Annotated in this window: 37 protein-coding genes and 1 pseudogene; all 38 read right to left on the reverse strand. The window is 41.0% G+C overall.

Annotation, left to right across the window (positions count from 1 at the left end):
• Window positions 1-33 precede the first annotated feature (33 nt).
• The 38 genes and pseudogenes from N8M95_RS04050 to N8M95_RS04235 all read right to left on the reverse strand — a co-directional run bounded on the left by N8M95_RS04050 (window position 34) and on the right by N8M95_RS04235 (window position 23,456).
• Window positions 34-726, reverse strand: coding sequence for a histidine phosphatase family protein (locus N8M95_RS04050; RefSeq protein WP_247932525.1), 693 nt, complete (start codon window positions 724-726; stop codon window positions 34-36).
• Window positions 727-969: 243 nt separating this feature from the next.
• Entirely contained in the window at window positions 970-2,307 is a 1,338-nt protein-coding gene (locus N8M95_RS04055) for a PFL family protein (RefSeq protein ID WP_247932524.1), read from the reverse strand.
• Between the two features lie 9 nt (window positions 2,308-2,316).
• Window positions 2,317-2,583 carry an ACT domain-containing protein gene (locus N8M95_RS04060; protein ID WP_000644130.1) on the reverse strand — a complete coding sequence of 89 codons (267 nt, stop codon included), beginning with the start codon at window positions 2,581-2,583 and terminating at the stop codon, window positions 2,317-2,319.
• A 265-nt stretch (window positions 2,584-2,848) separates the two neighbouring features.
• Window positions 2,849-3,235, reverse strand: a complete 387-nt coding sequence (gene rplQ / locus N8M95_RS04065) for a 50S ribosomal protein L17 (protein ID WP_000331493.1) — start codon at window positions 3,233-3,235, stop codon at window positions 2,849-2,851.
• Between the two features lie 11 nt (window positions 3,236-3,246).
• Window positions 3,247-4,182 (reverse strand): DNA-directed RNA polymerase subunit alpha, encoded by a 936-nt coding sequence (locus N8M95_RS04070; protein ID WP_000568988.1) that lies wholly within the window; start codon window positions 4,180-4,182, stop codon window positions 3,247-3,249.
• 42 nt (window positions 4,183-4,224) lie between these two features.
• Complete coding sequence (gene rpsK, locus N8M95_RS04075) at window positions 4,225-4,608, reverse strand: 30S ribosomal protein S11 (protein WP_001118385.1); 384 nt, start codon at window positions 4,606-4,608, stop codon at window positions 4,225-4,227.
• Between the two features lie 17 nt (window positions 4,609-4,625).
• Window positions 4,626-4,991, reverse strand: a complete 366-nt coding sequence (gene rpsM, locus N8M95_RS04080) for a 30S ribosomal protein S13 (protein WP_000090781.1) — start codon at window positions 4,989-4,991, stop codon at window positions 4,626-4,628.
• 17 nt (window positions 4,992-5,008) lie between these two features.
• Window positions 5,009-5,125, reverse strand: a complete 117-nt coding sequence (gene rpmJ, locus N8M95_RS04085) for a 50S ribosomal protein L36 (protein WP_001808836.1) — start codon at window positions 5,123-5,125, stop codon at window positions 5,009-5,011.
• A 24-nt stretch (window positions 5,126-5,149) separates the two neighbouring features.
• Complete coding sequence (gene infA / locus N8M95_RS04090; RefSeq protein ID WP_001029883.1) at window positions 5,150-5,368, reverse strand: translation initiation factor IF-1; 219 nt, start codon at window positions 5,366-5,368, stop codon at window positions 5,150-5,152.
• A 116-nt stretch (window positions 5,369-5,484) separates the two neighbouring features.
• A complete protein-coding gene (locus N8M95_RS04095; RefSeq protein WP_001050436.1) occupies window positions 5,485-6,123 on the reverse strand; it encodes an adenylate kinase in 639 nt (212 codons plus the stop codon).
• A gap of 149 nt (window positions 6,124-6,272) precedes the next feature.
• Window positions 6,273-7,583, reverse strand: a complete 1,311-nt coding sequence (gene secY, locus N8M95_RS04100; RefSeq protein WP_094753256.1) for a preprotein translocase subunit SecY — start codon at window positions 7,581-7,583, stop codon at window positions 6,273-6,275.
• Between the two features lie 12 nt (window positions 7,584-7,595).
• Window positions 7,596-8,036, reverse strand: coding sequence for a 50S ribosomal protein L15 (gene rplO, locus N8M95_RS04105; protein ID WP_000766087.1), 441 nt, complete (start codon window positions 8,034-8,036; stop codon window positions 7,596-7,598).
• Window positions 8,037-8,180: 144 nt separating this feature from the next.
• Entirely contained in the window at window positions 8,181-8,363 is a 183-nt protein-coding gene (rpmD, locus tag N8M95_RS04110) for a 50S ribosomal protein L30 (protein ID WP_000057241.1), read from the reverse strand.
• A gap of 13 nt (window positions 8,364-8,376) precedes the next feature.
• Window positions 8,377-8,871, reverse strand: a complete 495-nt coding sequence (gene rpsE, locus N8M95_RS04115; protein ID WP_000874202.1) for a 30S ribosomal protein S5 — start codon at window positions 8,869-8,871, stop codon at window positions 8,377-8,379.
• A gap of 17 nt (window positions 8,872-8,888) precedes the next feature.
• Window positions 8,889-9,245 carry a 50S ribosomal protein L18 gene (gene rplR, locus N8M95_RS04120; protein ID WP_000624044.1) on the reverse strand — a complete coding sequence of 119 codons (357 nt, stop codon included), beginning with the start codon at window positions 9,243-9,245 and terminating at the stop codon, window positions 8,889-8,891.
• A gap of 83 nt (window positions 9,246-9,328) precedes the next feature.
• The gene (gene rplF / locus N8M95_RS04125) at window positions 9,329-9,865 is read right to left on the reverse strand and encodes a 50S ribosomal protein L6 (protein ID WP_049546952.1); all 537 of its coding nucleotides are present in this window, start codon (window positions 9,863-9,865) and stop codon (window positions 9,329-9,331) included.
• 192 nt (window positions 9,866-10,057) lie between these two features.
• Window positions 10,058-10,456, reverse strand: a complete 399-nt coding sequence (gene rpsH / locus N8M95_RS04130) for a 30S ribosomal protein S8 (protein ID WP_000245504.1) — start codon at window positions 10,454-10,456, stop codon at window positions 10,058-10,060.
• Between the two features lie 284 nt (window positions 10,457-10,740).
• Complete coding sequence (locus tag N8M95_RS04135; protein WP_001085697.1) at window positions 10,741-10,926, reverse strand: type Z 30S ribosomal protein S14; 186 nt, start codon at window positions 10,924-10,926, stop codon at window positions 10,741-10,743.
• Window positions 10,927-10,943: 17 nt separating this feature from the next.
• Window positions 10,944-11,486, reverse strand: coding sequence for a 50S ribosomal protein L5 (gene rplE / locus N8M95_RS04140; RefSeq protein WP_000013542.1), 543 nt, complete (start codon window positions 11,484-11,486; stop codon window positions 10,944-10,946).
• A 23-nt stretch (window positions 11,487-11,509) separates the two neighbouring features.
• The gene (gene rplX, locus N8M95_RS04145) at window positions 11,510-11,815 is read right to left on the reverse strand and encodes a 50S ribosomal protein L24 (RefSeq protein ID WP_000497691.1); all 306 of its coding nucleotides are present in this window, start codon (window positions 11,813-11,815) and stop codon (window positions 11,510-11,512) included.
• 78 nt (window positions 11,816-11,893) lie between these two features.
• The gene (gene rplN, locus N8M95_RS04150; protein ID WP_000616545.1) at window positions 11,894-12,262 is read right to left on the reverse strand and encodes a 50S ribosomal protein L14; all 369 of its coding nucleotides are present in this window, start codon (window positions 12,260-12,262) and stop codon (window positions 11,894-11,896) included.
• Window positions 12,263-12,287: 25 nt separating this feature from the next.
• The gene (gene rpsQ / locus N8M95_RS04155) at window positions 12,288-12,548 is read right to left on the reverse strand and encodes a 30S ribosomal protein S17 (protein ID WP_000440801.1); all 261 of its coding nucleotides are present in this window, start codon (window positions 12,546-12,548) and stop codon (window positions 12,288-12,290) included.
• A gap of 24 nt (window positions 12,549-12,572) precedes the next feature.
• Complete coding sequence (gene rpmC, locus N8M95_RS04160; RefSeq protein WP_000772918.1) at window positions 12,573-12,779, reverse strand: 50S ribosomal protein L29; 207 nt, start codon at window positions 12,777-12,779, stop codon at window positions 12,573-12,575.
• 9 nt (window positions 12,780-12,788) lie between these two features.
• The gene (gene rplP / locus N8M95_RS04165) at window positions 12,789-13,202 is read right to left on the reverse strand and encodes a 50S ribosomal protein L16 (RefSeq protein WP_000960946.1); all 414 of its coding nucleotides are present in this window, start codon (window positions 13,200-13,202) and stop codon (window positions 12,789-12,791) included.
• 3 nt (window positions 13,203-13,205) lie between these two features.
• Window positions 13,206-13,859: a 30S ribosomal protein S3 gene (gene rpsC / locus N8M95_RS04170; protein WP_000529936.1), complete on the reverse strand. Its 654-nt coding sequence runs from the start codon at window positions 13,857-13,859 to the stop codon at window positions 13,206-13,208.
• A 12-nt stretch (window positions 13,860-13,871) separates the two neighbouring features.
• Window positions 13,872-14,216 carry a 50S ribosomal protein L22 gene (rplV, locus tag N8M95_RS04175; RefSeq protein WP_000818137.1) on the reverse strand — a complete coding sequence of 115 codons (345 nt, stop codon included), beginning with the start codon at window positions 14,214-14,216 and terminating at the stop codon, window positions 13,872-13,874.
• Window positions 14,217-14,227: 11 nt separating this feature from the next.
• Window positions 14,228-14,509: a 30S ribosomal protein S19 gene (gene rpsS, locus N8M95_RS04180; RefSeq protein WP_000533766.1), complete on the reverse strand. Its 282-nt coding sequence runs from the start codon at window positions 14,507-14,509 to the stop codon at window positions 14,228-14,230.
• Window positions 14,510-14,612: 103 nt separating this feature from the next.
• Window positions 14,613-15,446, reverse strand: coding sequence for a 50S ribosomal protein L2 (gene rplB / locus N8M95_RS04185; RefSeq protein ID WP_000512911.1), 834 nt, complete (start codon window positions 15,444-15,446; stop codon window positions 14,613-14,615).
• Window positions 15,447-15,463: 17 nt separating this feature from the next.
• On the reverse strand, window positions 15,464-15,760 hold the full coding sequence (locus N8M95_RS04190; protein ID WP_001055347.1) for a 50S ribosomal protein L23: 297 nt from the start codon (window positions 15,758-15,760) through the stop codon (window positions 15,464-15,466).
• The gene (gene rplD / locus N8M95_RS04195; protein ID WP_000024549.1) at window positions 15,760-16,383 is read right to left on the reverse strand and encodes a 50S ribosomal protein L4; all 624 of its coding nucleotides are present in this window, start codon (window positions 16,381-16,383) and stop codon (window positions 15,760-15,762) included. Before rplD ends, N8M95_RS04190 begins: the two co-directional genes overlap by 1 nt.
• 24 nt (window positions 16,384-16,407) lie before the next feature.
• Window positions 16,408-17,034 carry a 50S ribosomal protein L3 gene (gene rplC, locus N8M95_RS04200; RefSeq protein ID WP_000160197.1) on the reverse strand — a complete coding sequence of 209 codons (627 nt, stop codon included), beginning with the start codon at window positions 17,032-17,034 and terminating at the stop codon, window positions 16,408-16,410.
• A gap of 82 nt (window positions 17,035-17,116) precedes the next feature.
• The gene (rpsJ, locus tag N8M95_RS04205) at window positions 17,117-17,425 is read right to left on the reverse strand and encodes a 30S ribosomal protein S10 (RefSeq protein WP_001284513.1); all 309 of its coding nucleotides are present in this window, start codon (window positions 17,423-17,425) and stop codon (window positions 17,117-17,119) included.
• A 244-nt stretch (window positions 17,426-17,669) separates the two neighbouring features.
• A pseudogene (locus N8M95_RS04210) lies at window positions 17,670-18,294 on the reverse strand (uridine kinase family protein).
• Window positions 18,291-18,881, reverse strand: coding sequence for an anaerobic ribonucleoside-triphosphate reductase activating protein (nrdG, locus tag N8M95_RS04215; RefSeq protein WP_237447102.1), 591 nt, complete (start codon window positions 18,879-18,881; stop codon window positions 18,291-18,293). The pseudogene N8M95_RS04210 and the gene nrdG overlap by 4 nt, the downstream one beginning before the upstream one ends.
• Complete coding sequence (locus N8M95_RS04220; RefSeq protein WP_261050633.1) at window positions 18,874-19,380, reverse strand: GNAT family N-acetyltransferase; 507 nt, start codon at window positions 19,378-19,380, stop codon at window positions 18,874-18,876. Before N8M95_RS04220 ends, nrdG begins: the two co-directional genes overlap by 8 nt.
• Before the next feature lie 43 nt (window positions 19,381-19,423).
• Window positions 19,424-19,564, reverse strand: coding sequence for a hypothetical protein (locus N8M95_RS04225; protein ID WP_000521618.1), 141 nt, complete (start codon window positions 19,562-19,564; stop codon window positions 19,424-19,426).
• A gap of 11 nt (window positions 19,565-19,575) precedes the next feature.
• The gene (gene nrdD / locus N8M95_RS04230) at window positions 19,576-21,783 is read right to left on the reverse strand and encodes an anaerobic ribonucleoside-triphosphate reductase (protein ID WP_237447103.1); all 2,208 of its coding nucleotides are present in this window, start codon (window positions 21,781-21,783) and stop codon (window positions 19,576-19,578) included.
• A 119-nt stretch (window positions 21,784-21,902) separates the two neighbouring features.
• Window positions 21,903-23,456 carry a damage-inducible protein CinA gene (locus N8M95_RS04235; RefSeq protein ID WP_237447104.1) on the reverse strand — a complete coding sequence of 518 codons (1,554 nt, stop codon included), beginning with the start codon at window positions 23,454-23,456 and terminating at the stop codon, window positions 21,903-21,905.
• Between the last annotated feature and the right edge of the window lie 133 nt (window positions 23,457-23,589).

Raw genomic sequence — 23,589 nt, forward strand, 5'->3', positions numbered from 1 at the left:
AAAAAATTAGCCCCCATTTGGAGCTAACTTCTATTAACTATTTGTCTCTTGCATCTTCTCACGCCCTAGCTCTCGGTAACTACGGTCTCCGACAACCTCAACTCTAAACTGGCCGCCCTCATATTCAAGGATAGTCACGCTACCATTATCTAGACCATGCGGATGCATACCATTAATCAGATAAACAATGGTTCCAATGGTCATTCCGTGGCTGACAACGAGAGCGTTGCCCCCACCTTGTTCTTCCATTTCTTTGGCAATCGCTTCAAAACCTTCCTTGATTCGACCACTGAGTTTTTCCCATCCTTCAGCCCAACCAGCTGTATCGACCTCTACCAAACCCTCAGCCAGTTCAGCATAAGACAATTGGTGAACGTGGTCCACATTAAAGATACGAGGAATAATGCCCATGAAAAGATCACCATCATAAGCTCCGTCAAAGCTACCGAAACACCATTCTCTGATACGCTTGTCCATGCGATAAGGGATTTTCCCCTGCAAGCCAAGTTCTTCAAGAATGATTCCCATTGTCTGAATGGTGCGCCCTGAATCACTCGAATAAGCGCGCTCAAACTGTAGACCAGATTCTCGCAAACCGATTCCTAATTCTTGAATTCCTCGTTCACCTTCAGCTGTTAAGGGAGTATCGCTCCAACCTTGCGCGCGACCAATCGTGTTAAACATAGTCTTGCCATGACGTACCAAATACAATCGTACTTTTACCATTTTCCGTCCTCCGTTTGCTTCTATTATATCATGGATGATAAAACAAAAGCCACCCAGACAGGCGACTTTTGCAGGAGATTATTATGAAAAAGTTTAGGAGTTCATTAAATAAAGATATTAGATGAAAATCAAATTCAAACTAAATCAGTGTTATCTGTTTCAAATAATATTAGGAGGTCTTTATTTAATGATTATAGTATACACATCCAACCTTAAATAGAACTTAAAATTTCTCCTATTTTCTTAATTTTTAAAACTATGAATTGGTGCTGGGATTTGGCCTCCACGAGAAATGAAATCGACAGACGAAGCTCCATTGACTTTCATTACTGGAGCTGTACCAAGAAGACCACCAAACTCAATCATATCGCCTTCTTTTCCTTTTGGAATGATACGAACAGCCGTTGTTTTCATATTGATAACACCAATTGCAGCTTCATCTGCAATCATGGCCGCAATGGTTTCAGCTGGTGTACCCTCTGGAATGGCAATCATATCCAAACCAACAGAACAGATAGCCGTCATGGCTTCTAGTTTTTCTAAATTAAGAGAACCATTTTGCACTGCAGCAATCATTCCCTCATCCTCAGAAACAGGGATAAAGGCACCAGACAAACCACCGACTTGGTTGCAGGCCATAACTCCACCCTTCTTAACTTGGTCATTCAAGAGAGCCAAGGCAGCCGTCGTCCCATGCGTACCAACTGTTTCTAGCCCCATTTCTTCAAGGACACGTGCAACAGAATCTCCAACCGCAGGAGTTGGCGCCAAGCTCAAGTCCACAATACCAAATTCCACACCCAGTCTCTCACTGGCCATTTGACCAACCAATTGACCGATACGAGTGATTTTAAAGGCAGTTTTCTTAACTGTTTCGGCTACTACGTCAAAGCTCTCTCCACGAACTTTTTCCAGAGCACGCTTCACCACACCAGGACCAGAAACTCCGACATTGATGATAACATCTGCTTCCCCAACACCATGGAAGGCACCCGCCATAAATGGATTGTCCTCAACAGCATTAGCGAATACAACCAACTTGGCTGCCCCCATATCAGATAGAGTTGCCGTTTCCTTGATAACTCGTCCCATATCTGCGACAGCCGTCATATTGATACCAGACTTGGTTGAGCCGATATTGACTGACGAGCAGACCTTGTCCGTTTCAGCCAAAGCACGAGGAATAGAATTGATGAGAATCTCATCTCCCTTTTGGTACCCCTTTTGTACCAAGGCAGAGAAACCACCAATAAAGTCCACACCGATTTCTTTCGCAGCCCTATCAAGCGCTTTTGCCAGAACCACATAGTCCGTCGCATCTGTCGCTGCCCCAATCAAAGAGATAGGAGTCACCGATACACGCTTATTAACGATTGGAATCCCCAACTCAGCCGCAATTTCATCGCCAACAGCCACTAAATTAGCTGCCTTGGTCGTAATCTTTTGATAAATTTTCTCCGCAGCACGATTGATATCTGGATCAATACAGTCCAAAAGAGAAATCCCCATGGTAATGGTTCTGATATCGAAGTTTTGCTCCTCAATCATGGCAATGGTTTCAGTAACTTGTCTAATATCCATGTGCACCTCCTAGATATTATACATAGCTTCGAAAATCGCTGCACTCTGAATATTGATTTTTACATTCAAAGTTTGCCCAAAAGCTTCAAATTCATTACGAAGATAGGTAAAATCTTGCTTTTTATCACTAGAGACGACAGCCATCATCGTGAAATATTCATCCAAGACGGTTTGAGAGATATCATCAATATTCAACCCCAATTCTGCAATTTTACCAGAAACACCTGCAACAATTCCAGATTTATCTTTACCAACAACAGTTATAATCGCTTTCATAAGCAAACTCCAATTCTTCTTTTAATTAGGAAACCTGAACATTAAACAGGATTCTTTTCAAATAGTATAGCATAATTCTAACTAAAATACTCAAAAACGCCTGCTTACGAAGTTGTTCTTAAGAAAAAAACAATTTCGTAAACAAGCGTCTACTATCCCAACTTATGATGAGTGTTCCCGCTAGGACCGAAATCCTAGCGGTAGACCAGAGCTAGACTAAGAGCACAAGACTCCATCATCATAACACTCAACAAAATTGATGATTTTATACTAATTCGATGATCGCCATTGGCGCTGCATCACCACGACGTGGTTCAGTTTTAAGGATACGAGTGTATCCACCGTTACGTTCAGCATAACGAGGTGCGATTTCTGAGAACAATTTTTGAAGTGCTGTAGTAGAAGTGTACTTATCAGTTGCTTCATCATAGTTTTCAGATGCGATTTCATTACGTACGAAAGCAGCTGCTTGACGACGTGCATGCAAATCACCACGTTTACCTAGAGTAATCATTTTTTCAACAGTTTTACGGATTTCTTTAGCACGAGCTTCAGTTGTCACGATTGATTCGTTGATCAAAAGGTCAGTTGTCAAATCGCGAAGCATTGCTTTACGTTGTGAGCTAGTGCGTCCTAGTTTACGGTAAGCCATGTATTCCTCCTTTATTTATCTTTTAATCCAAGACCCAAATCAATGAGTTTGAGTTTCACTTCTTCCAAACTCTTGCGTCCAAGATTTCGTACTTTCATCATCTCTGCTTCAGATTTTTCTGTCAAATCATGCACAGTATTGATACCGGCACGTTTCAAACAGTTGTATGAACGCACAGACAAGTCCAGTTCCTCAATCGTACGATCCAAAATACGATCGTCAGATTCAGTGTCAGCTTCTTTCATCACTTCAGTTGACTTAGCAATCTCAGTAAGATTTGTAAACAAATCAAGATGTTCTGTCAAAATGCGTGCTGAAAGCCCTAAAGCATCTTCTGGAATAATTGTTCCATTAGTCAAGATTTCAAGGGTTAATTTGTCAAATCCATCATTGCTACCTACACGAGCAGGTTCCACTTGATAGTTGACTTTTGTAACTGGTGTATAAATAGAATCTACAGCAAGTGTTCCAACTGGTGCATTATCTTTTTTATTTTCATCAGCAGGTACATATCCACGACCACTGTTAACAGTCATAGTCGCTTTTAGGGAAGAACCTTCACCGATTGTAAAGAGATAATGATCTGGATTTACAATTTCAATATCGCTATCTGTCAAAATGTCACCAGCTGTTACTTCAGCAGGACCTTCAACATCTAGTTCGATGATTTTTTCGTCTTCAACGTACGATTTCACTGCAATTCCTTTAATGTTCAGAATGATTTGCATCACATCTTCACGAACACCTGGAACTGTGTCAAACTCATGTAACACACCATCAATGTTGATAGATGTCACAGCTGCTCCTGGTAGAGAAGCTAGAAGTACACGACGAAGAGAGTTACCAAGAGTTGTACCGTAGCCACGTTCAAGTGGTTCGATTACAAACTTGCCATAATCTTTATTTTCATCAATTTTTGTTATATTTGGTTTTTCAAACTCGATCATTTAGTTACTCCCTCTTAAACGAAAAGCAGTGTAATGCGATGATTATACACGGCGACGTTTTGGAGGACGAGCACCATTGTGTGGCACTGGAGTCACATCACGAATTGCTGTTACTTCAAGACCAGCGGCAGCAAGCGCACGAATAGCTGACTCACGACCAGAACCTGGACCTTTTACAGTAACTTCAACTGATTTAAGACCGTGTTCTTGTGCAGATTTAGCAGCAGCTTCAGAAGCCATTTGAGCAGCGAATGGTGTAGATTTACGAGAACCTTTGAAACCAAGAGCACCAGCTGATGACCAAGCAATTGCATTACCATGCACATCAGTAATCATAACAATAGTGTTATTAAATGTAGCGTGAATATGAGCAATACCAGATTCGATATTCTTTTTCACACGACGTTTACGTGTTGGTTTAGCCAAGACTTTTACCTCCTATATTATTTTTTCTTACCAGCAATCGCAACAGCTTTACCTTTACGAGTGCGAGCGTTGTTTTTAGTGTTTTGTCCACGGACAGGAAGTCCACGACGGTGACGGATACCACGGTATGAACCGATTTCCATCAAACGTTTGATGTTCAAGTTTACTTCACGACGAAGGTCACCTTCAACTTTGATTGCATCCACTTCACGACGGATAGCATCTTCTTGATCTGATGTAAGATCACGTACACGAACATCTTCTGAGATTCCAGCAGCAGCCAAAATTTTCTTAGATGTTGCAAGTCCGATACCATAAACATAAGTCAATGAGATTACTACGCGTTTGTCATTTGGAATGTCAACTCCAGCAATACGAGCCATGTTTTCTCCTTTCTATCTTATCCTTGACGTTGTTTGTGTTTTGGATTTGCTGGGCAAATCACCATAACACGACCATTACGACGAATAACTTTACAGTATTCGCAAATTGGTTTGACCGATGGTCTTACTTTCATTTCTTATCCCTCCAAGTTTTTCGATTATTTAAAGCGGTAAGTGATACGTCCACGTGTCAAGTCATATGGACTCATTTCGACAGTAACACGATCTCCCGCTAAAATACGAATATAGTTTTTACGAATTTTACCAGAAACTGTTGCTAAAATCTGATGTCCATTTTCAAGTTCAACCGTAAACATTGCATTCGGCATTGTATCAACTACTTTGCCTTCAACTTCAATCACATCGTCTTTTGCCACGCAAAAGCACCTCCATAAATTTCGATTCGATGCCTCTAGACACAGAGACAACAATTATAAGTCAGACTATCTCAGTATAACATTTGTAGCGGATTTTTGCAAGTGTGAAAAACGCTTTATTTCAAATTTGTCAATACTTTTTCGATATCTGAGAAGACATCATTGATATCTTGATTACCTTCGATGTCATGAACCAAACCTTTGGCACGGTAGTGAGCAATGATTGGTTCTCCTTGAGCAATATTCACATCCAAACGACGTTTGACTGTCTCAGGCTTATCATCTTCACGTTGGTAGTAATCTTCTTCTTTATAGTCAACTGGTGGGTTAAAGACCTTGTGGAAAGTTTCTCCAGTTACGCGGTGGATAATACGACCACTCAAACGTTCCAAGAGACTGTCAGGGTTCACCTCAATGTTGATGACACCTTCTAGTTCAATGCCAAGTTCAGCCAATGTTTTGTCCAAGGCATGAGCTTGTTCGATTGTACGTGGGTAACCATCCAACAAGAATCCTGTTTCTTTAATATCATCTTGTGAAAGACGTTCTTTTACGATTCCATTTGTAACTTCGTCAGGAACCAATTCACCCTTGTCAATGTATGACTTAGCAAGAACACCCATTTCAGTTTGATTTGCCATAGCAGCGCGGAACATATCACCTGTTGAGATATGTGCAACATGGAATTGTTCTACGATTTTTGCTGCTTGAGTTCCCTTACCTGCACCAGGTAAGCCCATAATCAAAAGATTCATGATTTGATCTCCTTATTTTATTTTTAAATAGAAGCAAAAAATTTTCTCACCCCTATTTAAAAACAAAATAGAAGAGGGGAGACCAAACTCTTACAAATGTTAGAGTTAAACCTCCACTCCCTCAGTATTTACTGATTCCGTAAATACTTCTATTCTGTTCTATCCATGAAACCAACATACTTACGTTTCAATAGGTAACCTTCCAATTGTTTGATTCCTTCAATACCTGTAGAGATAATGATCAAAAGACTTGTTCCTCCAAAAGCAACCGCCTCTGAAAGTCCGAAAACATCTTTCGCTACGATCGGTAAAATAGAAATCACACCAAGGAAGAGGGAACCAACAGTTGCAAGACGACGAAGAAGTTTAGACATATATTCTTCTGTACCTTTACCAGGACGAACTCCATGGATATAAGCACCGCTCTTTTGTAGGTTCTCTGCCGCTTTTTCAGGATTAATCTGTACAAACGTATAGAAGAATGTAAAGAGAATAATCAACAAAGCATACATGGCAATACCAGTTGGTGAAGTTGTTGCCAGCATTTCTTGTGCTGTTCTCACCCAAGGCCAATCATGACCTGTAGCACTCAAAAACTGAAGAATAGCCGCAGGCGCTGCAGTAATCGAACTTGCAAAGATAACAGGGATAACTCCAGCAGGGTTTACCTTCAAAGGAAGGTAAGAGCTAGATGGAGCACCTTGTGCAACTTTAGTATATTGGATAGGAATTTTGTATTCTGCTTGTTGAACATAAGTTGTAAAGTAAATGATCAACAATACAGTAATAATCAAAATGATTACAAAAATAATAGATGAGTTGATACGGTCACTTGGAACGTTCACAAAGTAGTCCACATAGATGCCCTGAATCATCTCTGGAATTGAGGCAACAATCCCGGCAAAGATAATCATAGAAACACCATTTCCGTATCCCTTATCTGTAATTTGCTCTCCCAACCAAGTCACAATCATGCTACCAGCTGTTAAGATGATACCAATCATGATAAAAACTTGTGGAGTAAGAGCTGTTTTCAACAATTGAGCTCCAGCCAAAGTATTAAAACCAGCTGTAATCCCGATAGATTGCACAAAGGCTAAAACAAGAGCAATATAACGAGTAGCTTGATTTAATTTTCTTCGACCTACTTCCCCTTGTTTACCCCACTCTACAAATTTGGGTAAAATATCCATTTGCAAGAGTTGGACAACGATAGAGGCCGTAATGTAGGGACTAACACCAAGAGCAAAAACTGAGAAGTTTTTCATGGCATTCCCTGAGACCAAGCTCAACATGTTTAAGAAGGATAATCCACTTAAAGCATTCAAGCTATTGGCATTCACACCAGGAACTGTTATGCTAGTTCCGATACGAAAAACCAAAACGATAAAAATTGTAAATAAAATTTTTGATCGAACCTGCTTGACTTTAAGAGCTTCTCTTAATAATTTAAAAAACATAGGTCACCTCTCTTAGATGACTTCTACTGAACCACCTTTAGCAGTGATAGCTTCTTCAGCTGATTTAGAGAATTTAGCTGCTTTCACAGTCAATTTCTTAGTCAACTCACCGTTACCAAGAATTTTAATACCTGATTTTTCAGCTTTAACAATTCCTGCTTCGATAAGAACAACTGGAGTAACTTCAGCACCATCTTCAAAGACGTTCAATTGGTCAAGGTTCACAATTGCGTATTCTTTAGCGTTAATGTTAGTGAATCCACGTTTTGGAAGACGACGGAACAATGGAGTTTGTCCACCTTCAAAACCAAGGCGAACTCCGCCACCGCTACGAGCTTTTTGACCTTTTTGACCACGACCAGATGTTTTACCGTTACCTGATGAAGTACCACGACCAACGCGGTTACGTACTTTACGAGAACCTTCTGCAGGTTTCAATTCATGAAGTTTCATTTTTATTTTCTCCTCTTTTGTAAAATGCTAGCGCCGATAAGGGAGAAAAGGTTGTCTCCCCCATCAACTCGCCTATACGACGTCATCATAGATGACTATATCTAGTTTTAGGGGATGGTATACTGCACATCCCCTAAAAATTCATTAGTTTACTTCTTCAACTGTTACCAAGTGAGATACTGCAGTGATCATACCACGGATAGCAGCGTTGTCTTCTTTAATAACAGAGCTGTTCAATTTGCCAAGTCCAAGTGCTACAACAGTTTTACGTTGTGATGGAATGCGTCCGATTGGAGACTTAGTCAAAGTAATTTTAATTTGAGCCATTTTATCCCCTTTCTTATGCCAAATCAGAAACTGAAATACCACGAAGGGCAGCAACTTCTTCAGCGCGTTTCAATTGTTTCAAACCTTCAACAGTTGCACGAACAATGTTGATTGGAGTGTTAGAACCAAGTGATTTAGATGTAATATCTGCCACACCTGCCAATTCCACAACGGCACGAACTGCACCACCAGCGGCAACTCCAGAACCTTCTACAGCAGGTTTCAACAATACTTTAGCTCCACCGAATTCTGAAAGAACTTCGTGTGGGATTGTTGTTCCAACCATAGGAACTTCGATCAAGTTTTTCTTAGCATCATCTACTGCTTTACGGATTGCTTCTGGAACTTCTTGAGCTTTACCAGTACCAAATCCTACGCGACCGTTGTGGTCACCAACAACAACAAGAGCTGCGAAACGAAGACGACGTCCACCTTTAACAACTTTTGTAACACGGTTGACAGCAACTACGCGTTCTTCTAATTCAACTGCATTGTCTTTAAATGCCATTTTCTAGTGTCCTCCTATTAGAATTTCAATCCGTTTTCACGAGCTGCATCAGCCAAAGCTTTCACACGTCCGTGATATAGATATCCACCGCGGTCGAACACCACTTCTGAAATACCTTTAGCGTTTGCACGTTCTGCAACGAGTTTACCGACAGCAACGGCTTGTTCAGTTTTAGTTCCTTTTGAAACTTCTTTGTCAAGAGTTGAAGCACTTGCGAGCGTTACACCCGCTACGTCATCAATCACTTGAGCGTAGATGCCTGTATTAGAACGGAATACGTTCAAACGTGGGCGATCAGCAGTTCCAGAGAGTTTTCCGCGAACGCGACGGTGGCGTTTTTGGCGGAGTTTGTTTTTATCTGGTTTTGAAATCACAGTTTTCACCTCTTTAGTTTTAAATCGTGTGCTATGCACAAAGTTGGTAAATAGGTTGGTGGTTGAAAATCAACCACTCAACATTATTTACCTGTTTTACCTTCTTTACGGCGAACGAATTCACCAACGTAACGGATACCTTTACCTTTATATGGTTCTGGTGAACGAAGGCTACGTACGTAAGCAGCTGTTTGACCAACTACTTCTTTTGAAATTCCGCTAACAACGATTGTTGTTGGATTTGGAAGTTCAAAAGTAATTCCTTCTGGAGCTTCAACTTCGTCTGGATGAGATTTACCAACAGCCAAAACAAGTTTAGATCCTTGAAGTTGTGCACGGTAACCAACCCCGCGCATTTCAAGTTCTTTCTTGAATCCTTCTGATACACCAATAACCATGTTGTTCAAAAGGGCACGAGTAGTTCCGTGGATAGTTTTCATTTCTTTTGAATCGTTTGGACGGTGAAGAGTTACTTCACTACCTTCCACACGGATTTCAATATCTTTTGAGAACTCACGAGTAAGTTCTCCTTTAGGTCCTTTTACAGTTACAACGTTGTCATTGTTAGTGATTTCTACACCAGCAGGCAACACGATAACTTTATTACCAATACGTGACATGTTTATTTTCTCCTGTTAGATTGTCAGGCCTAAACGGCCAGTTTTCACGGGGGTTCAGATACTTATTTAGTTCAAAAACTGAACTGAACACGCTCTAAGAACTGTGCAAAATAGATAAGTTGGCTTGTTTGTCAACAAACTTCTCCAACTTTCTAATTTTGCTTTGTTCTTTACGAGCTTTGTATCTTGATTTTACCAAACGTAAGCGATAACTTCCCCACCAACATTCTTTTGGCGTGCTTCTTTATCAGTGAGCAAACCTTCAGAAGTTGAAAGGATAGCAATTCCAAGTCCGTTAAGAACTTTTGGAAGGTCTTCACGTTTTTTGTAGACGCGAAGTCCTGGTTTAGAAACACGTTTCAAGTTAGTGATAACTTTTTCACCGTTTGGTCCGTATTTAAGGAATACACGGATGATGCCTTGTTTGTCATCTTCGATGATTTCAACGTTTTTTACAAAACCTTCGCGTTTAAGGATTTCAGCAATCCCTTTTTTGATGTTTGATGCAGGTACTTCAAGTACTTCGTGTTTAGCTTGGTTAGCGTTACGAATACGAGTTAGGAAGTCTGCGATTGGGTCAGTCATAACCATTTTGTTTTTCTCCTCTTACTAGTAGTTTGCAAGTTGCACTTGCTAGTTAATACATGATACAAAGAGCGTAACAGCACGAGCAAAAATAGGCAATTTGATGCAGGAGCGATGCTCCAAAGCAAATTGGTCTTTTTTGCCAAAGCTGTAGCTCGTGTTCAAATTGGCAAGCCCAACTGAACCCGGGCTAAACTCTGTGTGAAAAAGATAAACTTTCCTAGAAACTTCAGTTTCTTCGTCAAGTTTCCTATTTTCACTTAGAGTTTTGACGCCCTTGATATCTTAAATTACCAAGATGCTTTTGTTACACCAGGGATTTGTCCTTTGTAAGCTAATTCACGGAAGCAAACACGGCAAAGTTTAAATTTGCGGTAAACTGAATGTGGACGACCACATTTTTCACAACGAGTATAAGCTTGAGTAGAGAACTTCGCTGGACGTTTGTTCTTAGCAATCATTGATTTTTTAGCCATTAGATTTACCTCCTATATTATTTTGCAAAAGGCATTCCAAGGCCTGTAAGCAATGCACGTGACTCTTCGTCAGTGTTAGCAGTTGTTACGATAACGATGTCAAGACCACGAGTTTTGTCAACGTCATCGAAGTTGATTTCTGGGAAGATCAATTGTTCTTTCACACCAAGTGTGTAGTTTCCGCGTCCATCAAATGATTTTGTTGGAACACCGTGGAAGTCACGTACACGTGGAAGTGAAACTGAAACCAATTTATCCAAGAATTCGTACATACGTTCACCACGAAGGGTAACTTTTGCACCGATCGCAACACCTTCACGAAGACGGAAGCCGGCGATTGATTTTTTAGCTTTAGTGATAAGTGGTTTTTGACCTGAGATAAGCGCCAATTCTTCAGCAGCTTTTTCAAGGCTTTTAGCGTTTGATACAGCTTCACCAACACCCATGTTCAAAACGATCTTATCTACTTTAGGCACAGCCATCACTGATGAGTAGTTGAATTGTTCTGTCAAAGCAGGAACTACTTCATTAAGATATTTTTCTTTTAAACGATTTGCCATTATACTTCTCCTTTCCTTCGTGATTAATCAAGCACTTCGCCTGATTTTTTGTTGTAGCGAACTTTTTTACCGTCTACAAATTTGTAACCAACACGACCAGCTACACCATTTTTGTCCAAAACTTGAACGTTTGATACGTGGATAGCTGCTTCTTTCTCGATGATACCACCTTGAGGAAGCTCGTTAGTTGGACGTTGGTGTTTCTTAACGATGTTAACACCTTCAACGATAACTTTGTTTACTTTTGGAAGGGCAGTAAGGACAACAGCTTCTGTCCCCTTATCTTTACCAGCGATTACGCGAACTTTGTCGCCTTTTTTTACAAACATTAGGTTTCTCCTTGATTTTTCTTACGCCCATAAGGGCACCCTGGAGGTAAATCCAGGGGACTAGTTTGTTTCTAAAAATTAAAGTACTTCTGGAGCAAGTGACACGATCTTCATGAAGCCACCTTCACGCAATTCACGTGCAACTGGGCCAAAGATACGTGTTCCGCGAGGAGTTTTGTCTTCACGGATGATAACTGCTGCGTTTTCGTCAAATTTGATGTATGAACCATCAGCACGACGAGCACCTGATTTAGTACGAACGATAACTGCTTTAACAACGTCACCTTTTTTAACCGCACCACCAGGAGTAGCTTGTTTTACAGATGCCACGATAACATCACCGATGTTTGCAAATTTACGTCCTGAACCACCAAGAACTTTGATAGTCAAGATTTCGCGAGCACCGCTGTTGTCTGCGACTTTCAAACGAGTTTCTGTTTGAATCATTTCAGTTTTCTCCTTTCAGGTTTGATTAGATGATGACCGCTTCTTCAACAACTTCTACAAGACGGAAACGTTTTGTAGCTGAAAGCGGGCGAGTTTCCATGATACGTACGATATCGCCTTCTTTGGCAACATTGTTTTCATCATGAGCTTTGTATTTTTTAGAGTAGTTAATACGTTTACCATAGACTGGGTGGTTACGTTTTGTTTCAACTACAACTGTGATTGTCTTGTCCATTTTGTCAGATACAACACGTCCAACAAGAACTTTACGATTATTGCGTTCCATTGAAATTTCTCCTTCCCTAGTCTATTATTTCGCTTCAGATTGAACTGTTTTGATACGAGCGATTTGTTTTTTAACTTCTTTCAAGCGAGCTGTTTGTTCCAATTGACCAGTAGCAGCTTGGAAACGAAGTTCAAACAATTCTTTTTTCAATTCGTTTTCGCGCTTCGCGAGTTCTTCTTGAGAAAGACCACGAAGTTCTTTAACAAATTCTTTTACTTCATTAAGTTTCATGCCTTCTCCTTATTCTGCTTCACGTTTTACGAATTTACATTTAACTGGCAATTTGTGGCTAGCAAGACGAAGCGCTTCGCGAGCGATCTCTTCAGATACACCAGCGATTTCGAACATCACTTTACCACGTTTAACTGGTGCTACCCAACCTTCAGGTGCCCCTTTACCAGATCCCATACGCACACCGATAGCTTTAGCAGTGTATGATTTGTGTGGGAAGATTTTAATCCAAACTTTACCACCACGTTTCATGTAACGAGTCATGGCGATACGAGCAGCTTCGATTTGGCGGTTAGTGATCCAGTGGCTAGTTGTAGCTTGAAGACCGTATTCACCGAATGCTACTTCTTTTCCACCTTTTGCTTCACCGCGCATTTTTCCACGGAATTCACGACGGTGTTTAACACGTTTAGGTACTAACATTGGTTATTTACCTCCTTTAGTGTTTTTGCGAGCTGGAAGAACTTCACCACGGTAGATCCATACTTTAACACCAAGTTTACCGTATGTAGTATCTGCTTCTTCCCAAGCGTAATCGATATCTGCACGAAGTGTGTGAAGTGGAACAGTTCCTTCAGAGTATCCTTCAGCACGGGCGATATCTGCACCGTTCAAACGACCTGATACTTGAGTTTTGATTCCTTTAGCTCCAGCACGCATTGCACGTTGGATTGCTTGTTTTTGTGCACGACGGAAAGCAACACGTTGCTCCAATTGACGAGCAATACCTTCACCTACAAGGTGAGCATCCAAATCAGGTTGTTTGATTTCGATGATGTTGATGTGTACTTGTTTTCCAGTCAATTTGTTAAGTTTTGCACGGAGTGCATCAACGTTAGCACCACCTTTACCGATAACCATACCTGGTTTAGCAGTGTGAAGTGAAACGTTAACTTTGTTTACTGCGCGTTCGATTTCAATAGTTGAAACTGCTGCGTCAGCAAGTTCTTTTTGAACGAATTTACGGATTGCAAGATCTTCATGAAGGTAATCCGCGTATTCTTTTTCAGCATACCATTTGGCATCCCAATCACGGATGATGCCGACACGCATACCAATTGGATGTACTTTTTGACCCACGATTTTACCTCCTTATTTTTCTGCAACAGCTACAGTGATGTGAGCTGTACGTTTGTTGATTGGTGAAGCTGAACCTTTCGCACGTGGACGGAAACGTTTCATAGTTGGTCCTTCGTTTGCGAATGCTTCAGATACTACCAAGTTAGCTTTATCCAAACCAAAGTTGTTTTCAGCGTTAGCTACAGCTGAGTTCAAAACTTTCAAGATGATTTCAGCAGCTTTGTTTGGAGTGAATGTCAAGATTGCGATTGCATCGGCTACGCTTTTACCACGGATGTTATCAAGAACAAGACGTGATTTACGAGGTGAAACACGTACTGTACGAGCCATTGCTTTAGCTGAAGTAATTTCTGCCATTTATGTTCTCCTTATTTTCTACGTGTTTTCTTGTCGTCTGCAGCGTGACCTTTGTAAGTACGAGTTGGTGCAAATTCACCAAGTTTGTGACCTACCATGTCTTCTTGGATGTAAACAGGTACGTGTTTACGTCCGTCATAAACTGCAATAGTGTAACCAATGAAACTTGGGAAGATCGTTGAACGACGTGACCAAGTTTTAATAACTTTTTTCTTTTCGTCGTTAGCTTGAGCTTCAACTTTTTTCATCAAATGCTCATCGACGAAAGGTCCTTTTTTAAGACTGCGTCCCATTTTTATATTTTCTCCTTTAAATGTTGTACCACAGCGGCTTGCGCTCCTATGGAGCGCTACCGAGCTGGCGGATTTACTAGTTGCTTAAGCGACTAGTTTAATATTATTTCTCGTTGCGACGACGAACGATAAGTTTGTCAGATTTCGCTTTCTTGTTACGAGTTTTAAGACCAAGAGCAGGTTTGCCCCATGGAGTAGATGGTGCTTTACGACCAACTGGTGCTTTACCTTCACCACCACCGTGTGGGTGATCGTTAGGGTTCATTACAGAACCACGAACTGTTGGGCGGATACCTTTCCAACGGCTACGTCCTGCTTTACCAAGGTTTACAAGTCCATGTTGTTCGTTTCCGACAACACCAACTGTAGCACGGCAAGTTCCAAGAATCATACGAACTTCACCTGATTGAAGACGAACAAGAACGTATTTACCTTCAGAACCCAATACTTGAGCAGATGCACCAGCAGCACGTACCAATTCACCACCACGACCTGGTTTCAACTCGATGTTGTGGATCAAAGTACCAACTGGGATATTAGCAAGTGGAAGAGCGTTTCCGACTTTGATATCTGCTTCTGGACCTGAAACGATACGTTGACCAACTTCAAGACCTTTTGGAGCGATGATGTATGCTTTCACACCGTCAGTGTAGTGTACAAGAGCGATGTTTGCAGAACGGTTTGGATCGTACTCGATTGTTTTAACAACTGCTTCAACGTTGTCTTTGTTACGTTTGAAGTCAACCAAACGGTAGAAACGTTTGTGTCCACCACCTTGGTGACGAACTGTGATACGACCGTTGTTGTTACGACCAGCCTTGCTCTTCAATGCAACAAGCAATGATTTTTCAGGAGTGCTTGTTGTGATTTCAGCGAAATCCAAAGAAGTCATATTACGGCGACCGTTTGTTGTTGGTTTATAAACACGAATTCCCACGATATTTCCTCCTTAGATTATTCAGCTTCAGCAGCAAACAACTCGATTGCTTTTGAATCAGCTGTAAGTGTGATGATAGCTTTTTTAGTTTTGTTAGTAAAACCAGTGTAACGTCCAACACGTTTAGCTTTTGGTTTTACGTTGATTGTGTTAACGTTGGCAACTTTAACACCTTCGAAAGCAGCTTCAACAGCTTGCTTGATCAAAAGTTTGTGTGCACGAGTGTCAACTTCAAATACATATTTTCCTGCTTCAAGTTGAGCCATTGAGCTTTCAGTGATGACAGGTTTTTTGATAACATCATACAAATTCATTATGCAAGAACCTCCTCGATTTTAGAGATAGCTGCTTGAGTAACAAGAAGTTTGTCACTATTTGCGATGTCAAGAACACTTGCAGTTGTAGCAGTCGCAACTTTCACGTTTGGAAGGTTACGAGCTGAGAGAGCTGCGAATTCGTTTCCTTCTTCAAGAATAACAAGGACTTTAGAATCGATGCTCAAAGCTGCAAGAACTTTTGCAAATTCAGCAGTTTTTGGAGCTGTAAATTCAAGAGAATCAACGGCTACAAATTTATTTTCAGCAACTTTTTCTGAGTAAACAGATTTAAGCGCAAGGCGACGAACTTTTTGAGGAAGTTTGTACGCATAGCTACGTGGAGTTGGTCCGAAGACGATTCCACCACCACGCCATTGTGGAGAGCGGATAGAACCTTGACGAGCACGTCCAGTTCCTTTTTGACGCCATGGTTTGCGTCCGCCACCTGAAACAGCTGAGCGGTTTTTAACTGCGTGAGTTCCTTGACGAAGGCTAGCACGTTGGCTGATGATCACATCAAACACAACAGATTGGTTTGGTTCGATACCAAAGATTGCATCGTTAAGAACAACTTCGCCAGCTTGTTTACCAGTTTGGTCGAATAATGTTACATTTGCCATTTTGACTGTATTCCCCTTTCCTTATTATTTACCAGCTTTAACTGCTGATTTGATAGTGATAAGAGATTTCTTAGCACCTGGTACGTTACCTTTGATAAGGATAACGTTCTTTTCTGGAACAACTTGTACAACTTCAAGGTTTTGAATTGTTACGCGGTCGCCACCCATGCGTCCTGCAAGGTTTTTACCTTTGAATACGCGGTTAGGTGCAACAGGTCCCATAGAACCTGGACGACGGTGGTAACGAGAACCGTGAGCCATTGGTCCACGTGATTGTCCGTGGCGTTTGATAACACCTTGGAAACCTTTACCTTTAGAAGTACCAGTTACGTCAACAACGTCTCCAGCTGCGAATGTTTCAACTGTGATTTCAGCACCAACTTCCAAGCCTTCAACGTTTTTGAATTCACGAATGAAGCGCTTAGGAGCCGTGTTAGCTTTCGCTACATGTCCTTTAGCAGGTTTGTTGCTCAATACTTCGCGTTTGTCATCGAAACCAACTTGGATAGCGTTGTATCCGTCTGTTTCAACAGTTTTAACTTGAAGAACAACGTTTGGAGTTGCTTCAATAACTGTTACAGGGATCAATTCGCCAGCTTCAGTGAAGATTTGAGTCATTCCCACTTTTTTCCCTAAGATTCCTTTTGTCATGAGAAAATAGTTCCTTTTCTATATTTTTTATTCAAAAAGTTTTTAACGAGCGTTTTTTATGCTCAAGGTATCAAGCTTTAGATTAAAGTTTGATTTCTACGTTTACACCACTTGGAAGATCCAATTTCATCAAAGCATCAACTGTTTTTTGAGTTGGGTTAACGATATCGATCAAACGTTTGTGTGTACGCATTTCAAATTGTTCGCGAGAATCTTTATATTTGTGAGTCGCACGAATGATTGTGTAGAGGCTACGCTCAGTTGGAAGTGGGATTGGACCCGCAACTTGTGCACCTGTACGAGTAGCTGATTCTACGATTTTTGCAGCCGCTGTATCAAGCGTACGGTGTTCGTAAGCTTTCAAACGGATACGGATTTTTTTGTTTGCCATCTTTTTCTCCTTTTCGTCTATTTAAGATAATAGGCTAGCTCCACAAGAAAACCGACGCGGTGTTGCGTGGCAATGCAACCGAGCGTGTCGCAACCTCTTGCATCAAAGCTAAGGCTGTAATTTACAGCACCATAATAGAATAACACAAAGCTCCTGCGATTGCAAGGGATTTGTTGCTGTTTTTTCGTTTTTTTACAATGAAACTGTTTTCCTATTTTTTCTTTCTAAAATTAGGGATTTTCTTCTATATAAGTTGAGTTCTCTTGACATCAATTTTACCTTCTGATTGGTCCACTAGAATGTCCGCCCTTGACTCAGTTTCTTTAGTATAGCAGATACTGCTCCCGTCTCATCTTATGGCTAGCCAATATAAAGGATGCATCGCGATTTCTCACAGTCGTATCTCGAGCTAGGCGCCGCTTTAATTCGGTGTCCTCATCCGTGTAGAAACAGATGGTTTTGTCAAAGAGTTCTTTGGGTAAAAAGCCCACAGACATCCCTTCGACAATCAAAATCGGTTTTGCTCCAGGCAAGATCTCACTAGCTTTCCAAGGTTCTTCAATTGTTAAGATATCCATACCTGCCTGCAACGCGAGGATATCTCGCTCCAAACTCGCCAGTTCATGCGCCACTGGCAGACAGGCTTTTAGCTTTTGATTTGGCGCGTCCTTTGGTACTACCAAATGGCGTCCGGAGGTGATATAAGGATCTGTTTCTATCAAATTTACTGTAGTAGAATCTAAAGCTTGGTACAATTCCTGTGCAAAGGTTGATTTACCTGAAGCTCCATGACCGTATATTCCCAGTGTCTTGACTTTTCCTGCTTTTATTTCTGAGACCAGTTCTTCTATTAAGTCTTTTTTCTTCACTCTCTCTTCACCTGTTCATAGCTTTCTTTTCCGTCATTGAGCTTGTCCCAAACCACTACTTGCCCACTTGTGAGGGATTTTTGTACATCAATAATTCGTTGATTAGACGAACCCCGAAACTGGAGCATGAGATTTCTCTTAGTTCGGTCATACCGTCCATCGACAAGAATGTCAATTAGTGATAAGAGTTCCAGTTTGTCTGGAGTTTCCAACATCATTTCTTCCCAAGTGTAGCCCGTCCAGGACCAGATATCTTTGTCTGGCAATTCCTTTCGGATGCGTTTAACGAGCGGCAAGAGAATACCCGTATTGAGAAAAGGTTCTCCTCCCAACAAAGTCAAGCCTTGAACATAGGGCTGAGCAAGATCTGCCATAATTTGTTCTTCTAATTCTGCTGTATAAGGAATGCCAGCATTAAAAGACCAAGTCGCAACATTATAACATCCCTCGCAGTGAAACATGCAACCTGATACATAGAGGGAGTTACGCACGCCTTCTCCATCTACAAAGTTAAAGGCCTTGTAGTCAATGATACGGCCTTGACTAAGTTCCTCGCTTTTCCATTCTTGTGGTTTTGGATTATTCATTCGCTACCTCTATCCAATAACGCTCGACTCCATTACGAACATCCTCAAGGAGCCCACCATTTGCTAAAATGACTGCTCTGCTAGCAGGATTATTCACGCTACAGGTCACAAGCGTTCTCTTGATGTTCTTTTCCTTAGCAACTTGCAAGCCCTGACGGAGAGTTTCCTTAGCATAACCCTTGACTCTTTCTGATGGACGAATGGAGTAGCCAATGTGACCAGCATAATTCAATAAACCCTCATTCAGTCTCAATCGCAGATTCAAAAATCCTAGAGCACGACCTACATCATCAAATGATACAAATTGAATAGAAGGAACACGATTTTCAGGCAAGTTAATTCCCATCTCTTTTTGCATATTTGTTTCCAACCAGTCTTCATAGGAAAAATTCTCTGTATCCCAGAAACCACCGTCGTGAGGCGACTGATATTTTTCAAATTCCTCCATCATATCTATAACAGCCTTCTTATCTGCTAATCTTGGTCTGCGTAGTTCCATCCTTACCTCCCACTAAGAGAAAAGCGAGAGTTGACTCTCACTTTTATTTTTTCTTATTCTTGTTTAAAAATTGTTCTCTGAGGTTGAGCAAGCGTTCTTTCTTACCAGCTCCACCTTTAGAGTGTTTCTCGTGATAACGGGTCACTTGTGCGCGCCCTTTATCATCTAATTGATATTTTCCCATTTCATTTCTTTCTAATTGGTTACTTGATGGCCAGCTATTTTAATCGTTGAGCCATTCATGTGTTTGACACGCGCAGCGATTTCCTTGTGACGGCCGTTGACCATAGGTCTGGCTTGAGGATTGCCAAGATAACCACAAGTCCGTTTAACAACGTCTACTGTTTTAGGGTCACTATTGCCACAGTTTGGACAAGCAAACCCTCTCTCAGTTGGTTCAAAATCCCCTTCAAAATCACACTTGTAGCAACGGTCAATCGGAGTATTGGTTCCTAGATAGCCGACACGGTCATAGGCATAGTCCCAGACAGCTTCCAGGGCCTTTGGATTTTGCTGAAGGACTGGGTACTCACAATAATGAATGAAACCACCTGACGCACCCGCTTCTGGATAGACTTTCTCAAAGTCCAATTTTTCAAACGGTGTTGGATTTTTACGAACATCGTAGTGGAAAGAGTTGGTGTAGTATTCCTTGTCTGTAATATCAGGAATAGAACCAAACTTGTCTGTATCTAGTCGGCAGAAACGGTCTGTCAAACTTTCAGATGGTGTTGAGTAGATAGAGAAATGGTAGCCATATTGGTCAGACCACTCTTCTACACGGCGTTTCATATCGCGAATGATATCTAGCGTGAATTCCTTAGCATCTGGATTACTTTCCCAGCTGTTTCCAAAGAAAACAGTCGCTACTTCATACAAACCGATATAGCCCAGCGAAACTGTCGCACGACGATTCTTAAAGAGCTGGTCAACACTTTCTTCTTTACCTAGACGATGACCAAAAGCACCGTATTGATAAAGGATAGGAGCATTAGCTGGTGTCGCTTCCTTGGTCCGTTCAACACGATAAACCAGGGCATCTTCAGCGATATTCATACGCTCGTTGAAGATTTCCCAGAACTTGTTCATATCTCCTTCAGACTCGAGAGCAATACGAGGTAGGTTAACTGTCACAACACCCAGATTCATACGGCCTGAATTGACTTCTACACCATTTTCATCCTTCCAACCTTGAAGAAACGAACGGCAACCCATAGGCACCTTGAAGGAACCTGTCAAGTCAACAATCTTATCGTAAGACAAGACGTCTGGGTACATCCGCTTGGTTGCACACTCAAGAGCCAACTGCTTAATGTCGTAGTTGGGAGTCCCTTCTTCCAAGTTAAGACCTCTTTTTAGCGTAAAAATGAGCTTAGGGAAGATGGCTGTACGGTGTTCTGAACCAAGGCCCTTAATGCGAATGTTTAAGATAGCTTTTTGAATTTCCCGCTCAAAACGATTGGTTCCTAGACCAAAACCTAGCGAAGTGAAAGGTGTTTGTCCATTTGAAGTGAAGAGAGTGTTGATTTCATACTCGAGAGATTGCATGGCATCATAGATATCTTTTTGGGTTTTCTTCCAAGCGTAATCTTCCCGTTTGTCAGGTAAGACCCATTCTTCCGCATCCTTGAGGTGTTTTTGGTAATTCTTCTCTGCATAAGGCGCCAAAACTTCATCGATACGGTCAGCTGAACAGCCACCGTACTGGCTAGAAGCAACGTTGGCGATAATTTGAGAAATCTGAGCTGTCGCAGTCTGGATAGACTTGGGACTTTCTACCTCTGCATTTCCAATCTTAAAACCATTCTCCAACATCCCCTTGAAATCAATCAAACAGCAGTTGGTCATAGGTGTATAAGGACTGTAGTCCAAATCGTGATAGTGGATATCCCCTTTTTGATGGGCATTGGCTACATGCTTAGGAAGCATTTGCAGTCCGATTGATTTCCCAACAATCCCTGCTGTCAAATCACGCTGGGTATTAAAGACATCGCTGTCTTTATTAGCATTTTCATTGACAACGGCCTGGTCTTTGTTGAGAAGTTTATGGATGCTAAAGTTGATATCTGTCGCTTTTGAACGCTCAAAATCCCTTTGTGTCCGATAAGTAATATACTCCTCAGCTAGCGCATATTCTTTGGCTTCAAGGAGTTCATGTTCTACGATATTTTGAATTTCGTAAATCTTAACCCCCTGTGGAAAGCGACTATGAATTTCTGTGACAATTCGCTCGGTCAGAGCATCGAGGCGTTTTTCGACCAGGGGTGTCACATCCATAACCTTGTCAGCCGCCTTGTGGAGAGCCTTGTCAATCTTGTCCACATCAAATACAACACGTCTCCCATCTCGTTTTTCAACGAAGAGAGTTGGCAAAATTGTAATTTTTTCTTCTAGTGCAATCATATGCATGCTCTTTTCTAAAATGTTCTTTCTAAAAAGTATTATACCACTCTAAAAAGAAAAATCAATATCTTGTGTTAAAAATCCTAAAATTTTTAAAAATACACAAGATATTGATTTCGTTATTTAATTTTATAGACTTTAAACTCTGAGTAATCAGTCTTTACTTGTTGGTAATTTTCTTTCAAAATTGTTTCCACTTCAGACCAGACTGCTACCTTATCATTCACCACAATCACCTTAGGTTTGTTTTCTTTCAAGTCATTGATTAAACTAGTTTTATTCTCTTCTGTACTCGTGTAAAGAAGAGGTGATGGGAACATGGATCCAGACAAACGCTGGCTTTCTTTATACATCTGAACATGTGAATCCCAAATATAGATTTGGTCACCATCACTCGTCTCTTGTTTGACTCTATCTACCACTTGATGTTGTTCTCTATAAGAAGCTGGATGCAAGACAAAACGAGCTACAAAAGGAATTGCAATCAGATAAACCACCACTAGGATCGGTAAGTAGAGATTCCCTTTCATGAATTTTTTCCATAAAGTAGGAACTTCTTCTCTTCTACTACGGCGAGCTCCCCTAGCTGAATGTTTCCCACGAATACTGGTCATCAAAAGAAGGAGTAAAAATGGAAGGATTAGAATCAAACGCGAACCGTGAAGAGATTCTTGAGAAAAAAGCAACAAAGCTAATACAAATAAGAAAGCAAAACTAGCTGGCACTGAAATAACATACAATCTTGATGCCTTTGATTGGAACAATCCTAGAAAAACAAGGAAGAGAGCTCCTAAACCAAAGGTCAACAAACCATAGAATACAACATTATCCATTAGTTGAGGATTCGTAAAGACCTGAAGGGAATCAATCGGATATAAAAGACTTCCCATAGCTCCTCCAAAACTACCTGAAGTAAGCACATAGTAGCCTACTGGATAAAAGATGAGAGAAAAGCCAAGTGCTGCTGCAAAAAACTGATAAACTCCATGAGCAAAGCGACCATGCCCAACATTAAAGACAAATAAACCAATCGTTACTACTACAGTAAAGAGAAGACTTGTAAGAGGCTCTATGAAAAATGATAGACCCAAAAAGATCCCCAGACGTAGAAATCCCTTGTCATGGTTAGGATTTGATAGATAAGCTGCTATGAACGAAAATCCTGCAAACAGGAATGGCAGAGCTAAGATCGTAGCATAGCCTCCTCCAAAACCGAGACCGGATACCAAAATATAAAATATGGTTAGGAGTTGCTTGGCTTGTTCCCTTTGTCCCGTCAGATAGTCAGTTGAAGAAAAGAGGAAGTAACCTCCTCCTAAGAGAGCTAGCCATTCTACCAAGGCAAAAAGAATGCCTCCTTGGGTAATATAAAGTGGCAAGTAATAAAGAAGACCGTGACTAGCATAATAGCTACTGTAGAGCTGTCCTCCCTGATGTAAAGCCCACCCTATATACAAATCCTGCGCCTGAGAGGGACTTACCATATCTAAAAGTAAAGGTAGCACCACAGAAAAAACCGTTGCAATCGTACTTCCAATGATGAGTCTGAAAAATGGAAAAGCTACCTGTTCTTCTTTTTCTACATGAGATTCAAGGTTCCTATCCAGTCTATTTTCAATTTCATTACTCTGTATCGTTTCGGATACTTCTTCGATTCTGCCATATACAGCCATGTCGTTTCTCCTATTCAATTTATCTGTCTTAGTATATCAAAAAGACCTAAAATTGTCAGCTTGCGATGGGTGTTTGAGTGATTTTTTGCATAGTTTCACAAAGGTTTCAATTTCCCGAAATCGGTGTAAATGC

This window comes from Streptococcus mitis, assembly GCF_946190325.1.
In the GTDB taxonomy this organism is placed as follows: domain Bacteria; phylum Bacillota; class Bacilli; order Lactobacillales; family Streptococcaceae; genus Streptococcus; species Streptococcus mitis_CF.